11 protein-coding genes and 3 pseudogenes are annotated in these 16,503 nt (G+C 68.5%); 6 read left to right on the forward strand and 8 right to left on the reverse strand.

The window, feature by feature from the left end:
* A pseudogene (locus tag IE269_RS41515) lies at positions 1 to 113 on the forward strand (IS5 family transposase); the annotation flags it as partial.
* Positions 114 to 285: 172 nt separating this feature from the next.
* Here IE269_RS41515 and IE269_RS41520 read toward each other — a convergent pair.
* The 3 genes from IE269_RS41520 to IE269_RS41530 all read right to left on the reverse strand — a co-directional run bounded on the left by IE269_RS41520 (position 286) and on the right by IE269_RS41530 (position 4,538).
* Entirely contained in the window at positions 286 to 597 is a 312-nt protein-coding gene (locus tag IE269_RS41520; RefSeq protein ID WP_189828554.1) for a WhiB family transcriptional regulator, read from the reverse strand.
* Positions 598 to 1,539: 942 nt separating this feature from the next.
* On the reverse strand, positions 1,540 to 2,091 hold the full coding sequence (locus IE269_RS41525) for an EF-hand domain-containing protein (RefSeq protein WP_189828555.1): 552 nt from the start codon (positions 2,089 to 2,091) through the stop codon (positions 1,540 to 1,542).
* Between the two features lie 134 nt (positions 2,092 to 2,225).
* On the reverse strand, positions 2,226 to 4,538 hold the full coding sequence (locus IE269_RS41530) for a molybdopterin-dependent oxidoreductase (RefSeq protein WP_189828556.1): 2,313 nt from the start codon (positions 4,536 to 4,538) through the stop codon (positions 2,226 to 2,228).
* A gap of 275 nt (positions 4,539 to 4,813) precedes the next feature.
* Between IE269_RS41530 and IE269_RS41535 the strand changes: the two genes are divergently transcribed.
* From IE269_RS41535 to IE269_RS41545, 3 genes and pseudogenes are all read left to right on the forward strand, one after another.
* Positions 4,814 to 6,097 carry an IS256 family transposase gene (locus IE269_RS41535; RefSeq protein ID WP_229898610.1) on the forward strand — a complete coding sequence of 428 codons (1,284 nt, stop codon included), beginning with the start codon at positions 4,814 to 4,816 and terminating at the stop codon, positions 6,095 to 6,097.
* A 161-nt stretch (positions 6,098 to 6,258) separates the two neighbouring features.
* Positions 6,259 to 7,099: pseudogene (locus IE269_RS41540) on the forward strand (IS5 family transposase).
* A gap of 9 nt (positions 7,100 to 7,108) precedes the next feature.
* Positions 7,109 to 7,495, forward strand: coding sequence for a hypothetical protein (locus IE269_RS41545; protein WP_189828558.1), 387 nt, complete (start codon positions 7,109 to 7,111; stop codon positions 7,493 to 7,495).
* Positions 7,496 to 7,563: 68 nt separating this feature from the next.
* Here the strand turns inward: IE269_RS41545 and IE269_RS41550 are convergent, their stop codons facing one another.
* On the reverse strand, positions 7,564 to 8,949 hold the full coding sequence (locus tag IE269_RS41550; RefSeq protein ID WP_189828559.1) for a class I adenylate-forming enzyme family protein: 1,386 nt from the start codon (positions 8,947 to 8,949) through the stop codon (positions 7,564 to 7,566).
* A 1,066-nt stretch (positions 8,950 to 10,015) separates the two neighbouring features.
* On the opposite strand from IE269_RS41550, the gene IE269_RS41555 reads away from it, so the two are divergent.
* Complete coding sequence (locus tag IE269_RS41555; protein ID WP_189828560.1) at positions 10,016 to 10,873, forward strand: SDR family NAD(P)-dependent oxidoreductase; 858 nt, start codon at positions 10,016 to 10,018, stop codon at positions 10,871 to 10,873.
* A 609-nt stretch (positions 10,874 to 11,482) separates the two neighbouring features.
* Here the strand turns inward: IE269_RS41555 and IE269_RS41560 are convergent.
* From IE269_RS41560 to IE269_RS41570, 3 genes are all read right to left on the reverse strand, one after another.
* Positions 11,483 to 12,346 (reverse strand): enoyl-ACP reductase FabI, encoded by an 864-nt coding sequence (locus tag IE269_RS41560; protein WP_189828561.1) that lies wholly within the window; start codon positions 12,344 to 12,346, stop codon positions 11,483 to 11,485.
* Positions 12,347 to 12,434: 88 nt separating this feature from the next.
* Entirely contained in the window at positions 12,435 to 13,265 is an 831-nt protein-coding gene (locus IE269_RS41565) for an SDR family NAD(P)-dependent oxidoreductase (protein WP_189828562.1), read from the reverse strand.
* Positions 13,262 to 14,683, reverse strand: a complete 1,422-nt coding sequence (locus IE269_RS41570) for a class I adenylate-forming enzyme family protein (RefSeq protein ID WP_189828563.1) — start codon at positions 14,681 to 14,683, stop codon at positions 13,262 to 13,264. Before IE269_RS41570 ends, IE269_RS41565 begins: the two co-directional genes overlap by 4 nt.
* Positions 14,684 to 14,907: 224 nt before the next feature.
* Between IE269_RS41570 and IE269_RS41575 the strand changes: the two genes are divergently transcribed.
* Entirely contained in the window at positions 14,908 to 15,153 is a 246-nt protein-coding gene (locus IE269_RS41575) for a hypothetical protein (protein WP_189828564.1), read from the forward strand.
* Between the two features lie 4 nt (positions 15,154 to 15,157).
* Here IE269_RS41575 and IE269_RS41580 read toward each other — a convergent pair.
* Positions 15,158 to 16,377, reverse strand: a pseudogene (locus IE269_RS41580) (IS110 family RNA-guided transposase).
* Positions 16,378 to 16,503 lie beyond the last annotated feature (126 nt).

Here is a 16,503-nt window from a genome sequence, read left to right on the forward strand (position 1 = left end):
GCGACTACGAAGCCCACCCGCACCGCTCCGAAGCCATGATCCACCTCGCGATGATCGACCTCATGACCCGACGCCTCACCGGCCAAGCCACCCCCAACTGGCGAGGCACCTGACCCGGGACCAAACACACTCCACAGGGCAAAACGCTCAGTAAGGAGGAGCGGAAGGCGTATCCGTCCCGGCTGGAGTCCTTCGCGGGCAGTTACTGCAAGCGACTGGTGGGGCTGTTCGCGGGGGCGGGCCGGGCAGCCCTCGCGGGCGCGGCCGGCTTTGCGGGGTCCACGCTCAGCCGGTGGCGCGGCGCATCCGTGGCACACCCGGGGGTGCCGACTGCTCGTGCGCGGTGCGGGCGGCTTCCAGCAGATTCGCCCAGGACGTCACCAAGGGGCGCCTGCGCAGCAGGGCCCGCCGTTCGCGTTCGGTCATCCCGCCCCAGACGCCGTGCTCGATGCGCCTGTCCAGCGCGTGGGTCAGATACTCGGTGCGTACCGGGCACCCGGTGCACAATGTCTTGGCCCGGTTCTGCGCGGCACCTTCGACGAAGAGGTGTTCCGGATCGGTGGTGCGGCACACGGCCCGCACCGCCCACTCACCCATGTCGCTCCATGGCTGGCTGGTGTTGATGGTGTCGCCTCCCCGCCCGTGACGCCCGGCTTCCTGAGCACCCCTGGGAACATCACCCTAAACACCCCGCCACGGACCGCGAAACGATCCCACCCCCCTTCAACACGCACGGGTGAAGGGGGACTTGACAACCTTCACTTGGTAGTAGGCAGAGGATTCAGGCGAGCCGCCTTCGAAGACGTGGTGCTCTCGGACGCGGGCAGCCTGAGCGGCGTTCTTCAACACGTCCACACTGGCCAACTTCTTTCCAGCGTACGTACGCTGAAGCAGGCAACAGCACGCTGAATAACGGCCGAACTACGCAGGGCCAGGGTGCCGGCGGAGAGGCCCGTCGGCTCACGTCGGAGAAGCGAGGAAACGGGCCGCATGGGCAAACCTCCGCAGAAGGGGAAACGAAGGGCCGGGGACCCCGCCGGCCTTCCGCAGTCGGCACCGGCTCGCCGTGACGCCTGGCCCCTGGATCAACGCCGGAGAACAGGCGGCCCCTCGGAGGCAGAGCTTGCGGACGCTGCCCAGCAATCCTCTGCTGTGGAACAGAGCCACGCTCCATGTGACCGGCGTGACTCACCCGCCCCGCTCCAGCACATCTGCGCGCGTGGAAGGCAAGCGGAGACGTATGTCAGGGTGAGGCGGTGGCGATGGCATGTCCGCCGAGTTCGACGAATGCGGTGCGGGCGTCGGCGCACGGGGAACCAGCGAACCGCGCCGACGATTCCGTTCCTGATGCGTCCCGATCTCCGGCCTGCTCGACGCGGCCCGAGCCGTATTGCATCACGACGTGAACGCGCTGTGCACGCCTCCCACTTCTACGCGGTCGGTCGGATGGCTCTGCTCGGCGACGCGGCCCATGCGATGCCCTCCACCTGGGACAGAGCGTGTGGCCGAGCGCCGCCATGGAACTGTCCGGGGGGGGTGTCAGACGGCGACTCTCCCGAAGATGTGGTTGGCCGGAGCGTCGGGGTCATTGCCGTAGAAGAATTCTTCGAGGGCCTGGTGGAACTCATCACGGTCCAGCCCGCCGGAGTTGTCCACGTCCAGTGCCGCGAAGACAGCGGCACAGTCGTTGCCGGGCACGGCAGCGACAGAGTCGAACATCTGCTGGAATTCGGACTGGTCGATCTTGCCGTCCCCATTGAGGTCGACGAGGTCGAAGAAGCAGTTGGTGACCGGTGCGATCTGCTGCGGGTAGAGGGTGCGGTCGGTCAGGACCCTCTTGAAGCCTTCGGTCATCTCCCGCAGGTCGACCTTGCCGTCACCGTCCTGGTCCATGGGAGCGATGGCGTGGGACCAGAACTGGTCCATCTCCTGCGTGAGCCGGCGGATGGTCTGGGGGTCGGGGGGTGTTGCGCGGGCGTTGATGTAGCGCTCGCTCATCCGGCGGACATCTTGCTGAGTGATGAATCCGTCGCCGTCCACATCCGCGCCCCTGAACCACTGGCCGAATTTGAGGTCTTGCAGTGCAGTCATGGCTGCGGACCGTAATCACCTTGTCGCGGCTGTGCAATCGCCCTTCTGGGAGTGAGTGCCCGGTGGGCCCTTCCCGCCGGGTACCCGTCGCGGGTGAGCATGGCAGATTCGCCTCCCGGCGAGGCGGCGCCGTTTCAATGTTCGAGGTGTGGCGGTGTGAAGGCGAGTACCGTCTCGGCTGGGCCCTCGTAGACCTCGATGTCGACGAGCGCGCTGTGCGCGCTGGGTCCCTGGGACAGGCGCGAACACCCCCGGTCGCCGGTGAGGGTGTTCGGGTTTCCGTGACGGTCCAGGGTGCCGCTGCGTCCCGGCCGGGACGGGTCCCACCATGCGCCGGTGGACAGTTGGAGGACGCCCGGCATCACAGCGTCCGACAGGATAGCTCCGGCCAGACAGCTCCCTCTGTCGTTGAAAACGCGAACGATCATGCCGCTCTCGATACCGCGCGACGAAGCGTCCTGCGGATTGATCGTCACGGGCTCACGGCCATGGATCTTCGACTTGAGACTGTGACCACCGTTGTCGTACTGGCTGTGAAGGCGTGAGGCAGGCTGATTCGAGATCAGATGCAGAGGGTAGCGATCCGCCAGTCCGGCGCGGAGCCACTCCACGGGTTCGAACCACATCGGATGACCAGCGCAGTCGTCGTAGCCGAACGAGTCGATCTCTGCGGAGAAGATCTCGATACGGCCCGAGGGCGTCCCCAGAGGGAAGCGCTGCGGATCGGCACGCAACGCTTCGAAGCTGCCGGGAAACGGCCCACTGAGCAACGGCAGTTCCACACCCAGGGTGCGGTGCCAAAAGTCGTCGAAGTCAGGAAGAACTGCACCGTCGCGGAGATCCGCGCGGGTGCGTTCGTAGAGGTGGCGGACCCATTCGCTCTCGGAGCGACCCTGCGTGAATTCCCGCGCATAGCCCAGACGGGCAGACAGGGCGGCGAAGATCTGGTGGTCGGTCCGTGCCTCCCCCACCGGTTCGCGCACCTTCGGCATCGCGACCAGGTGGGGGTCACAAAACCCTGCGGCAAAGTCGTCGCGCTCCAGGCTGGTCGCGGCCGGAAGCACGATATCGGCGAACTTCGCCGTGGTGTTCCACCACGCTTCGTGGACCACCACCGTTTCCGGACGCTGCCAGGCTCTCGTGAGGCGGTGGAGATCCTGATGATGGTGGAAGGGGTTCCCTCCGCACCAGTAGATCAAGCGCAGGTGCGGAAGGGTCAGGCGCTGACCGTCGTAGTCGATGGTCGATCCCGGTTCCAGCAGGGTGTCGGCGATCCGGGCGACCGGAATGAAGTCCGTCACCGGGTTCTCCACCCGCGGCACCGACACCACGGACCGACGGCCCGGAGCAACACCCGTTGCATCCATCGTTGCGTAGCCAGCGCCCCAACCACAGCCCGGCCGGCCCAGCGATCCCGCCATGGCTGCCAGCACGACGGACATCCAGACCGGCTGCTCGCCGTGGTCCGCCCGTTGAATGGCGTAGTTGACCATGACAAGGGAACGCTGTGCGAACAGACGGCGAGAAAGATCGATGATCGTGTCGCGCTCAACGCCAGTGATCGCCGCCGCCCATCGGGCGTCTTTGACGACGCCGTCACCGTCGCCGGTGAGGTACGAGGTGAAGCGGTCAAACCCCTCACAGCAGCGAGCGAGGAAGTCCGCGTCGTACCAGCCGTTGACCAGCATCGTATGAGCGATGGCAAGCATCAGGGCGGTGTCGGTATTGGGTACGACCGGCACCCACTGGGCGTCCAGGAAGTCGGCAGTGTCACTGCGGATTGGGCTGACGTTCACGAATCGCACCCCGGCATCCCGGCATCTCTGCTGCAACTCCCGGGTCCGGTGTCGGGCCAGTCCCCCAGGGTTGATCTGGCTGTTCTTCAGAGCCAGCCCCCCGAACGCCACCACGAACTCACAGCTCTCCGCGATCTCGTGCCACAGAGGCATGCGCGACTGGTAGCTCCACGGCGCCCCTCCGATCACGTGCGGGAGGATTACCTCAAGGGCAGCGGTGCTGTAGGTATTGCGCGAATCGGTGTAGCCCCCGCCCAGCGCCAGAAACCGTTGAAGCTGACTTTGCGCGTTGTGAAATACGCCCGCACTCGCCCAGCCGTACGAGCCGCCAAAGACAGCACTGTCCCCGTACTGTCCGCGCACCCGGCGCAGTTCCTCACTCACCATAGAGAGCGCGTCGTCCCAGCTGACCTCTACAAAAGCATCGCTGCCTCGCGCCCCCTCACGGCCGCGTGGCAACCCGTCCAGCCACCCCTTGCGCACCGCGGGATGCCGCACGCGCGCAGCGTCTTCAGCCGCTGCCACCATGCCCGGACCAATCGGCGAAGGCGCGGGATCATCACCCCGGGGCTCAAGACGCAACAGGCGACCCGAATCCACCACAGCCACAAAGCTCCCCCAGTGTGTGGCCACCGGCACCCGTCGTTCCACCGTGCATCAACTCCATCCCTGAAGTCTCTCCGGCTCTCAAACAACGGCCGCCCTACCGCCACGCGTGGTTCCGCTTCAGTCAGCGCCCGCAAGACACAGCCTCAGGCTCCCCGCGCACGGTGCTGCCCAACCCCAACTCCCCGACCGGAGCCCCTCCATCACGGCGTTGTGAACTTGCCCCAAGGCCGGGTAGTTAACGTTCTCGCAGGTCACGCAGGGGGTTTTGGAGGTCTGTAAAACGTTCGGTGTAACTCCCGATCATGGAGGATGCATCGATGACCAGTGAGAACGTGACCGAGGCTGTGACCGTCGAGTCGTCTGAGCCGAAGGCGGTGGATGACCGGCTGATCGACGAGTTGGTCTCCCGGGCTCAGGCCGAGGGCCTGCAGCTGACCGGCGAGGGCGGGCTGCTCCAGCAGCTGACGAAGCGGCTGCTGGAATCCGCCCTGGAAGGCGAGATCACCGACCACCTCGGCTATGACAAGCACGACCCGGCCGGAAAGAACAGCGGCAACTCACGCAACGGCACCCGCGCAAAGACCGTCCTGACCGACGTCGGCCCGGTCGAGATATCCGTGCCCCGCGACCGCGACGGATCGTTCGAGCCGAAGATCGTCAAGAAGCGTCAGAAGCGCCTGACCGGCGTGGACGAGATGGTCATCTCCCTGTCCGCGAAGGGCCTGACCACCGGCGAGGTCCAGGCCCACCTGGCCGAGGTCTATGGCGCCGAGGTCTCCCGCCAGACGATCTCGACGATCACTGACAAGGTCATAGACGGCATGGCCGAGTGGCAGAACCGGCCGCTGGACGCGGTCTATCCGGTGCTGTTCATCGACGCGATCCACGTGAAGATCCGTGACGGCGCCGTCGCCAACCGGCCGATCTACGTTGCCCTGGCGGTCACCACCGAGGGCCGACGGGACATCCTCGGGCTGTGGGCCGGCGACGGCGGCGAGGGTGCCAAGCACTGGATGCACATCCTCACCGAGATCAAGAACCGCGGCGTGAACGACGTCCTCATGCTCGTCTGCGACGGACTCAAGGGCCTGCCCGACGCCGTCGAGACCGTCTGGCCCCGCACCACCGTCCAGACCTGCGTGGTCCACCTACTGCGGAACTCCTTCCGCTATGCCGCCCGCCAGGACTGGGACAAGATCGCCAAGCTCCTCAAGCCCGTCTACACCGCGGCCACCGAAGAGGCCGCACTCGACCGGTTCGCCGAGTTCGCCGACGCCTGGGGCAAGAAGTATCCGGCAATCGTGCGGCTCTGGGAGAACGCCTGGGAAGAGTTCACTCCGTTCCTCCGCTTCGACACCGAGATCCGCCGCATCGTCTGCACCACCAACGCCATCGAGTCCGTGAACGCCAGGATCCGCCGGGCGGTCAAGGCCCGCGGCCACTTCCCCAACGAGACCGCCGCCCTGAAGTGCGTCTACATGGCAATCATGTCCCTGGACCCCACGGGCAAGGGCCAGGCCCGCTGGACGATGCGCTGGAAGACCGCCCTGAACGCCTTCGACATCACCTTCGACGGCCGTCTCTCCGCAGCACGCCAGTAACCCCAACCACCCTCGTTACACCGCTCGATTGACAGACCCCCGGGTATCCGACGGGCCGGTCGCTGAATTCCACGTGGTCAGCGGACGTCACGGCAGCTGCCGCTTAGAACCGCTAACACAATGAGGTCGAACGTCCCTGGCAGCCGTGCCTGGTAGACGAGTTGGACGTTGACTGACCATGGGAACGCCTCCGTGGCTCGTGCCGGATGACTTGTGGGAGCGGATCGAGCCGCTGTTGCCAAAGAAGGAGCGAAGGTTTCGGTACCCCGGCCGTCTTCCGGTCCCGGACCGGCAGGTGCTGTGCGGCATCCTGTACGTACTCTGCACCGGCATCCAGTGGGAGCACCTGCCCAAGGAGCTCGGCTTCGGCTCCGGGATGACGTGCTGGCGACGGCGGCGGGACTGGAACGAGGCCGGCGTCTGGCAGCGGTTGCACGAGGCCCTGCTTGCCGAGCTGAACGCAGCCGCACGACTCGACTGGTCCCGCTGCGTGGTCGATTCCTCCCACGTCAGGGCTCTAGAAGGGGGCCTCGCACGGGTCCTTCACCCGTCGATCGCGGCCGGGCAGGTTCCAAGCATCACCTGATCACTGACGGCCATGGAACCCCGCTTGCCGTCCTCCTGACCGGCGGTCACCGCAACGACGTCACGCAGCTCATGCCTCTTGTCGACGCGATCCCCTGGGTCCGGGGCCGAGTTGGCCACCCGCGTCGCACACCGGACTCACTCTTCGCCGACCGCGGATACGATCACGACGTCTACCGTGCGAAGGTCCACGCCAAGGGGATCGTGTCGGCCATCGCCCGCCGCAGCACCCGTCATGGCAGTGGGCTGGGCACCTACCGCTGGGTCGTGGAAAGGACTTTCGCCCGGCTGCATGGGTACAGACGGCTCCGCGTCCGTTGGGAGCGGCGTGCCGACGTCCATGAGCCCTTCCTCAAACTCGCCTGCTGCCTCATCACACGTCGACAGCTTCGGTCGCTGACCAGCCACCATCAGTAGCCTGCTGGCATGTATGAACAAGCGTCCGACAGGCCCGGGATACGTAAGCCGAGCGAGCTGCGGAGTGTCGACGACCTCCTGGAGCAGGTGAGACTACGCCCAGGAATGTGGGTGCGCCGCGGCTCTCTTCTGCACTTGGACTCCATGCTCGTCGGCTACGCAATCGCCGCAGGGATCAACAACAGCGATGAGCGTTTCGACTTCTGGAACGATGGTCCTTTCTCAGAGTGGTTGTGGAAGCGGATGGACACTGCCTACCCCAGCAACCTGGGCTGGGCAATCGAGATCGAACGGGCTGCCGAGTCAACGGGCACCCCACCGATGGAGATGTTCTTCTCCCTCCTGGACGAGTTCCGCGCTGAACGTGATCACGCGCAGAGCACCCCGGAGGGGTAACCCCTCACCAAGCCGACGCAATCGGCGCGTGACTCCTTCCCCTGCCACTCTTCATTCTGTTAGGGCCTCTAATCGGTCAGCACCAGTTCACGGGGGCATTCGGTACGCATGAGAACTTCCCGCAGCCGCCGTTCGATCTGAGCGCGAAGTTCATAGGTGGCTTCGACGGCTCGGACATGCAGCCGGTAGTGCCGGACGGGGACGGCTGCGCGGGCCGGGGAGGTGCTGAAGGTCTCGGCGCGTACGTGCAGGACACCGGGGAGGGAACCGACCACCTCGCGCACCCAACGCAGCGAGATTTCCTCTCCGTTGAGCCGGAGGAAGTCGGACTGGCGGCCACGGAAGTAGAGGTACCCCTCGCCATCGGTCTCGAAGATGTCTCCGGTGGCGACGGTGTTCGGTGCGACCTGTCCCGGGCACCGGCCCGTGGGTTCCCCGATCCGGCGGAGTATCGCCGTGGGAGTGGTGACGATGAGTTCGCCCGCTCCCTGCCGGATTCCGGGTCCGGCAGTGCCGCCGATGCGGGTGGTGATGCCGGGCAGCGGTTTCCCGGCAGAGGTGTGCCTCTCGGACGGTTCCTGGTGGGCGGCAAGCGTCGCCACCCGGGGCCCTGCCTCGGTGAGTCCGTAGGTGAGGTAGAGCTCGCCCTGGGGGTGGCGGCGCAGCAGCTCACGGACGTGGACCGCTTCGAGGGCATCACCGCCGACGGTGAGCGTGCGCAGGCTGCCGGGCAGGCGGCCGTCGTCGTACAAGAGGCTGCGGGCGAGGGTGGGCAGGAGCGAGGAGACGGTGACGTGGTGACGTTGAAGTGTGCTGCGGTATCCCTCGGGAGTGAACGCCTGCTCGCTCAGGACAAGTTGGGTGTCGCATGCCATGGCGGCCAGGGCCTGGGAGACGAGGGTGAAGGAGTAGTGCAGCGGGAGATTGATCAGCATGGTGTCGGTGGACCGCAGTCCGATGGCCCGGGCGTGCAGGCGCGCGTTGGCGTAGAGGGAATCGATGTGGTGCAGGCATCCGGACGGGGGCCCGGAGGTTCCGGACGTCATGAGGATCACGGTGCCGCGGTGGTGGCGTTGAGGGGATGCCGGGTGCCAGCGGGTGACGGCGAGGGGCGACCCCTGGAGCGGGGCGGCGCCGGGGATCAGGGTGACGAGCGCGGCGGCGCCCAGCGCGTTGGCGGTCTCACGGATGCGGTGGCGCGCGGTGCTGCGGGGAATCAGGACAGGGACGAGGTCCAAGTGGTGGGCGGCCCAGAAGAGGTTCAGTTGGGCCGTGGGACTGGACACGGAGATCACGACGACCGATCCGGCGGGGAGCTTGCTCTGCTCCAGTGCCTCGTGGGCGGATTCGTAGGTGACCGGAACCGAGCCGGTGCGCATCGTGCTGGTGACGCGCGTGGCCAGGTAGCGGGCGGCGTGGGCCGCGGTCAGCGGCCGGGTGGCTGCGGCGGGCATGTGCACGGGGGACTCCTGCCGTTCGGTGACGAGGGGTGGGGATGAGGCCCGGACCACGCTGGGCCGGCCGGCGCGCGGCCAGCGGTGCCAGGACGGAGTCGGTGGGGCGGGGCAGCGGTGGCGTGGGGCAGCGCAGTTGGGCCGGACCGGCGAGGGACGGTGCACGGGTGCCGGCCTTGCGGCAGGGCGGGCCGGCGGGCCAGTTGGCGCCCCCGGTTCGTACGGATCGGCGCTGCCCACGTGCCTGGAGGCGGACGCCCCGGGTGGGCAGCGGGGCCGTCCCCGCATACCGCCGCACGGTTACGCGGTCCGCTTCGTCAGGGAGAAGCGGTCGGCCTTGTCACAGGCACGATCGGCACGACACGGCGTGGCCCGTCGGCTTGCGCTCAGCGCCTTGAGTGCCCCGATGAACCGAGTATGTGATCCCGTCGAAGCCCGTCCGCGCTCATGCCGCTTCCGGCGGAGAGAGGCGGCCCCCTCTCGGAGGGTGGGGTCCGGTTCCTGCCGCCTCCTTGCCGCGAGAGTCCCTCGCGCAGACGGCCGAGACCCCGTACGGAAGATCATTGCTTAACACGATGTTTCCCTTCTTGCGGATTTTCGCACCGCAATGATCCGATCTTGGTAACGACTGGAGAGTGCCCGTGGGTCAATCACCGAGAACTTGACGTCCCCCCAAAGAGGGATGGCACAGCGCGGCCCTGATGCGCGGTCAGCACGCGCCGGTGCGCGCCGGTAGCGCATGCGCTGGGTTCACACCTGCCCCAATGCGCCTTGCCGGGAGGTGCGTTCACGCCGGTGATATGCGACAAAGGAGGACACGGGCCCAGCAGGGCCCGAAACCCGGCCGGGGGCGTCAAGGACGGCCGGTACGGGACGCGGACGGAACGACCAGCGCACCCTCACGCTTCCCGCCCCGACAGGCGCTGTCGAGCGCCCTCCGACAGTCTTCGGCCGGACGCCTGCGGCACTCGCCGTGGGGCAACCCGACCGACCGGCCCACTGGCCGCCTGCCGCGCCGTGCCCCTCCCTCCAGCACCTTCCCGCATCCGCGCCAAGGAGAGTCGCCGTGACCGCAATCACCGCAAACGCCACCCCTCCCTTCACCCTTGCCGGCCATCGGGTCCTCGTGACCGGGGCCTCGCGCGGCATCGGCCGCGCGATCGCAGTCGCCTGTGCCGCAGCCGGTGCCGAAGTCGCCCTGAGCGCTCGTACCACCGCCGCCCTCGACGTCACGGCACAGGAGATCGCCGGCCTGGGGGGCAAATCCGCCCTGCTGGCCGCCGACTTCTCCCAGCCCGAGGAGGCAGCCCGGATCGTCGACGAGGCGGCCGAGATGCTCGGCGGACTGGACACCGTGGTGCACTGTGCCGGGGTCGTGCCCACGGACGAGCAGGGCCGCACCAAGCTGCTTCCCTTCTCCGTCGCACCGCCCGAAGACTGGACTCGCGTACGAACCGTCAACCTCGATGCCACGGTCGCCCTGTGCCGCGCGGCCCATACGCACCTGGCCCGTTCACCCCGGGCGAGCCTGATCCTGGTGTCTTCCGCTGCCGGAACGGTCGCCGCACCCGGCATGGATTTCTACGCCATGACCAAGGCGGCGCAGATCTCCCTCACGCGGAGCCTGGCCGTCGCGTGGGCGCGTGAAGGAGTGCGGGTCAACGCGGTGTGCCCGGGCTGGGTACGCACCGACATGACAGCCGAGGTCCACACCGTGCCCGCCGTCTCCGACTGGCTGACAGCGCACGTACCGATGGGACGGTGGGCGGAGGCCGCCGAGGTCGCGCCCAGCGTGGTCTATCTGGCTTCCCCCGCGGCCTCCTTCGTGACCGGTCACACGCTCATGATCGACGGTGGGCTGTCGACCAACGACGTAGGTCTGTCGGGTCACCCGAAACCGCCGTCCCCCTTCGCTGCGGTCTGACCCTCCCGAGACCGAGGCCATCGCCTGAGCGGACTGCTCGGGCGATGGCCTCGGTCGTGGCGGGGCCGGTGTCGGCGCAGTCGCCCCGTTCGACGGCCCTCGGCAGGGCCGGGCCGTGGCGGAGGTCGGCGAGCACGGTGATGGCCGACCCCGGGGACGGCGGGGTGCCGCGCGGATCGTCTCCGCTGGTCCGGCACCCCCAGCGACCAGAGGAATCAGCGCCCCTGCGGGCCACTCCCCCGGAAGAACCCGAACGCCACCTCGCGCCCGAGCCTGTAGGCCAGTTGAGCCACCACGCGTTGCCGCTCGCCCGGATCCCGCCCCCGGTGTGCCCCGCGCGACGGCCGCCCCGCTCGCCGTCGACGCAACTGGGCGGTCAGAGCCGGCCGCAGGGCCACCGAATGCGTGGGCGAGCACGTCGTGGACCTCGTCGGCGCCCCTGCCGCCGGGCGGGTGGCGGAGCTCGGCCCGCGCATCCGCAGCAGAAACGCCCTGCCCCCGATCGACACCGCGATCGGGGGCAGGGCGAGTCTCCACACACCTGCCGCAGGAGCACGGGCCCCGCCCCCCCTCCCGGAGAAACGTGGCCCGGACCGCGACACGTAACCGCTAGTGCAGGACGACAGCGGCACCCTGTCCTTCCGCAACGGCCTGCACGGCGCTCTCGGCCACGGCCTCCAGCGGTTGAGGACCCGCCATGCCCATGGCGTGGAAGCCGCCGTCGGCATGCAGGACCGTGCCGGTGACGGCCTGGGCGAGGGCGGAGAAGAGGAAGGTGACGGGGCCTGCGACGGCGTCGGCGTCGTCGGCGTCCCAGGACAGGGGTGCGCGGGCCGACCACTCGCGTTCGAAGTCCGTGAAGCTGGGCACACCACCGGCGGCGCGGCTGTGTACGGGACCCGCGGCCACCGTGTTGACGCGGATGTTGTCGGGGCCGAGCTCGCGGGCCAGGTAGCGGGAGATGGCTTCGAGGGCCGACTTGGAGACGCCCATCCAGTTGTATCCCGGCCAGGCCTGTGTGCCGTCGAAGTCGAGGGAGACGACGGAGGCGCCGCCGGGGGCGCGGGTGAGGAGCGGGTGCAGGGCGCGGACGAGGTCCTTCAGGGAGAACGCCGAGACGTGCAGGGCGCGCGCCGCGTCGTCCCAGCTGGTGTCGAGGAACGAGTCAAGGGCGCCCCGTGGTGCGTGGGCCACGGAGTGCAGGACGCCGTCGACGTGGTCCCAGTGCCCGGCTACGTCCGTACTGAACCTGTCGAGGTCGGCTGCGGAGCCGAAGTCCGCGGGGATCATGGCGACGGGCGGGGCGGGCAGGCTCTTGGCGGCGCGCCGCATCATCGCGAACCGGTGCCCGGGAACGTTGGTCAGGATGACGTCGGCACCGTGCCGCTGTACGGAAGCGGCGACGGCGTGGGCGATGGACTGCTCGTCGAGCAGCCCGGAAATGACGATGCGCTTGCCGGTGAGCAGGCTCATGGCGGGTCTCCTTGTGCGGTGAGGTGGTGAGGTGGTGAGGGCTGGGTGGGCCCTGCGGGTCAGCCGACGGTTGGGCGGGGCGTGCAGGTCAGCGGACGGTGTAGCCGCCGTCGACGGCGATGGCCTGTCCGGTGAGGTACGCGGCTGCGTCGGACGCGAGGAAGACCACGGTCGCCGCGATCTCCTCGGGCTCTCCGATCCGGCGCAGGGGGTAGCTGCGCGCGACCTGTTCCGCCTGGTCGGCGGTGACGAGGGAATCGAGCATGTCGCTGCGTACGAAGGAGGGGCAGACGGCGTTGACGCGCAGGCCGCGTGGTCCGTACTCGGCCGCGGCCGCCTTCGTGAGGCCGACGATGCCGTGTTTCGCGGCGGCGTACGCCGCCATGCCGGGATAGGCACCTCCGTCGGTGAGGCCCAGCACGGACGAGAAGTTGACGATGGAGCCGCTGCGTCGGCGCAGCATGCGGCGGGCTTCGTGGGACAGGACGCGCCAGCAGCCGGTGAGGTTGGTGCCAATGAGGGTGTCCCAGGCGGGTTCCCCGATGCGGTGCAGTGGCGTGGGTCCTGATCCGATGGTGCCCGCGCAGTTGACGGCGATGTCGAGATGCTCGTAGAGGGTGTCCAGTTGGTCGAACATGTGGCGTACGGAGATTTCGTCGGTGACGTCCACCGTCAGGGCGTGGGCCGTGCCGCCGGACGCGGTGATGCGGTCGGCGACGTCGCGGCCGGTGTGCAGGCGGCGGCCCGCGACGGTGACGGTGGCGCCGGCCTCGGCAAGGGCGCGTGCGGTGGTCGCCCCCATTCCGCTGGTGCCGCCGACGACGAGGGCCGTCTTTCCGGCGAGCGGCCGGGGGACGGCCGCCGTGGAGCGGCGGGCAGTCGCGGCGGTGGAGGCCTCGGGGCGGGGCTGGTGCGTCATTTGGTGAACCCTGAGGTGGAGGACTCGGCGTAGCGGATCGTCTCGGGCCACTCGGCGCGCAGCAGGATCTCCTTGAGCGCGCGGTGGACCTGATGTTTGAGCTGGGGCGTCGTTTCGGAGGCGGTGATGTCGAGGTCGTACCGCTGACCGCTGTCCGTGCCGGGCCCGGGGCGAGGGGTCGTGCGCACGTGCAGGACGCCGGGGAGCGCTCCGACGAGCTCGCGGATCCAGCGCAGCGAGAGTTTGTCGCCGTTCACGATGATGAAGTCGCGTGCCCGGCCGCGGAAGTAGAGGTATCCGTCCTCGACGGCGAAGATGTCGCCGGTGGCGATCGTGCGCGGCGCGATCAGTCCACGTCGTGCGTCGGCGTGCGGGCCGACATGGCGTACGAGAGCGGTGGGGGTGGTGACGACGAGTTCGCCCTCCGTACGGTCCGGGGCGCGACCGGGGACGGGGTCCTGCGGGCGGATGCCGACGTGTACGCCGGGTAGCGGCAGGCCGACCGAACGCAGGCGGGGGTCGGGTTCCCGGTGGGCGGCCAGGGTCGCGACCCTGGGTCCCGCTTCGGTCAGGCCGTAGGTGAGATAGAGCTCGGTGGCGGGCTGGCGTTGCAGGAGCGAGCGGGTGTGCACCTCTTCCAGAGCGTCGCCGCCCACGGTCAACACCCTTAGCACGGAGGGGAGTTGGTGGTCACCTGCCAGGATCGTACGGACCAGTGAAGGGGACAGGGAGGAGACCGTGACGTCGTGCCGGCGCAGCGAGTCGATGTAGCGCGTCGGGGTGAAGGGTGGTCCGCCCAGGACCAGACGGGCTCCGGTGATGAGGGCGGCCAGGGCCTGGGCGACCAGGGCGTAGGAGAAGTGCAGGGGCATGTTCACGAAGACCGTGTCGTCCTCGCGCAGTCCGACGGCCTGCGCGTGCCGCCGGGCGTTGGCGTACAGCGAGGAGATCCTGTGCAGGCATCCGCTGGCCAGTCCGGAGGTGCCCGAGGTCATCACGATGGCGTGGTCGGGGGGATAGTGCTGGGGGTACGGGGGGTGGTGGGCGACCGCCCTGGGGAGGCCGGGGCTGCGGGTGTCGGCGTCATGCGGGGTGGGGACGACCAGCGCGGCGGCACCGAGGCTGTCGGCGATGAGCCGGGTGCGGCGGATGCTGCTGGCGCGCGGCAGCAGGACGGGCACCAGTCCTTGGTGGTGCGCCGCGAGGAAGAGGGTCAGCTGGGTGACGGCGTCGGGCACGGCGATGACGACCAGGCGTCCGCGGTCCCTGATGCCGCTGTGGTCGAGGATCTTCCGGGCTTCGTCGAAGGTGGGACGCCGGGTGTGGCCGGGGGTGAGGTCGGAGGTCGTGAGGTGGTTCAGGTGGTGGGCGGCGTACGCGGCGGAGGGGACGTCGGGCAGGGTTTCTGCGGTGACCATGGCGGTCCTTCGCGTGCGGTGGGAGGTGGGGGTCGGCCGGAGAACGGTGGGGCGCGCGGGCCCGGGGCCGCCGGAGGGGGCGCGCGGCCCGCGGCGGCGGTGGCCCGGGCGGGCCGGGGGGGTGGAGCCGAGCGGCCCGGGGGTGGGGGCCCCTATGTGTTCGGTCAAGGTGTGAGGGCCGTAGGTTCGTGTGGTCGAGGGTGAGTGCTAAGGGGTTGGGGCGCATGAGCGAGAGCCAGATCACGATCAAGCTCACGAGCGATCAGGCATTGGTGTTGTCGGACTGGCTGGAGAAGCTCCAGATGACGGACCTCAGTCGTGTCATCGACGATCCGGCGGTGTGGTCACCGATTCATCGAATCGCCGGGACGTTGGACAAAACGCTGCCTGAGCTGTTCGCGGCGGACTATGGGCAGCGGCTTGAGGCAGCTCGTCAGCGGCTTCGGCCGGAGAGCGACGGAGCAAGCTAACTCCTCAGCTGGTCACGGGGGTTGGCGGTTGGTAGAAGGTGCCGTCGCGGAGCATCGCGAAGAGGACGGAAGAGGACGTCGGCCCGGCGGCGGGCGAGGCAGAGGAGGGCTTGAGTGTGGTGCTTGCCCTCCTTGATCTTCTTGTCGTAGTAGATGCGGGAGGCGGGGTCGGAGAGAGCGGCGAACGCGGAGAGGAAGAAGGTCCTCTTGGGCTGCTTGTTTCCTCTCCTGGACTGTTGTTCGCCGCGGATCGAGGAGCCCGAGCTGCGGGTCGTTGGCGCGAGTCCTGCGTAGGCGGCGAGGTGGGCGGCGGAGGGGAACCTGGTGCCGTCGCCGTCGCCGACGTCGATGAGGAGGCGGGCTGCGGTCCTGACCCCGACTCCCGGCATCGAGGTCAGGGCGGCGGAAAGAGGGTGGGCCGCCAGTAGTTCTTCGAGTCGTTTCTCCAGTAGACGGCGCTGTTCGAGCACGGCGGTCAGCGACCGGGCGAGGCGCGGGACGATCAGGGTGGCGGCGTCGGTGCCCGGGACGGTGACGGTCTGCTCGTCTGAGCGAGGTGAAGATCTCGTCGGTCAGACGGTCCGCCATCCGGGGCGCTTTCAGGCGTATCGCGGTGGCGATCCGCCGCCGACCGGCCCGGCGGATCTCGGCCGGGGAGCCGAACCGTTCGAGCAGGGCCAGGACGGCGGGGTGCTGCATGCGCGGGCCCAGGACCGGTTCCAGATGCGGGTGGACCTGCGTGAACAGGCCGCGAAGGCGGTTGGAGAGCCGGTTGGCCTCGGCGACCAGGTCGTCGTCGAACCCGACGAGCATCTCCAGCTCGGCGACGGTCTCGTCGTCGGCCTCGATCGCGCGGAAGGTGTGAGGCATCGAGCGGGCCGCGTCGGCGATGATGAATGCGTCGCGGGTGTCGGTCTTGGCCTCGCCGGGATACAGATCGGCGATCCGCCGCATCGTGAGCCCCGGCAGGTAGGCGACGTCGCAGTTCAGAGCGCGGGCGACGGCGAGCGGCAGGGCCCCGATCGAGGCTGGCTGGTCGACGATGACGAGCACTCTTCCGTGCTTGGCCTTCAGCTTGGTGAACACTTCGCGGAGGTTGGGTTCGCTGTTGGGCAGCCTCCGGTCGAAGGCTTTCTTCCCGGCTGGGGTGAGGGCGGTGGCGTGGTGTTCGCCCTTGCCGACGTCCAGGCCGAGGAAGACGTCGATGCCGCTGATATCGATCATGCCGAGCGTCCTTCGGTGGTGCTGTTCACCCGGCCTTGCCACGGCGCCGATCGCCACATCCACATTACGAAGAGCCTCCCGACCTGGGGAAAGGCCGGTGGTCATGCCCCTCATCAGCGGTCTGTC

Source organism: Streptomyces spiroverticillatus (assembly GCA_014650415.1).
In the GTDB taxonomy this organism is placed as follows: Bacteria; Actinomycetota; Actinomycetes; order Streptomycetales; family Streptomycetaceae; genus Streptomyces; species Streptomyces spiroverticillatus.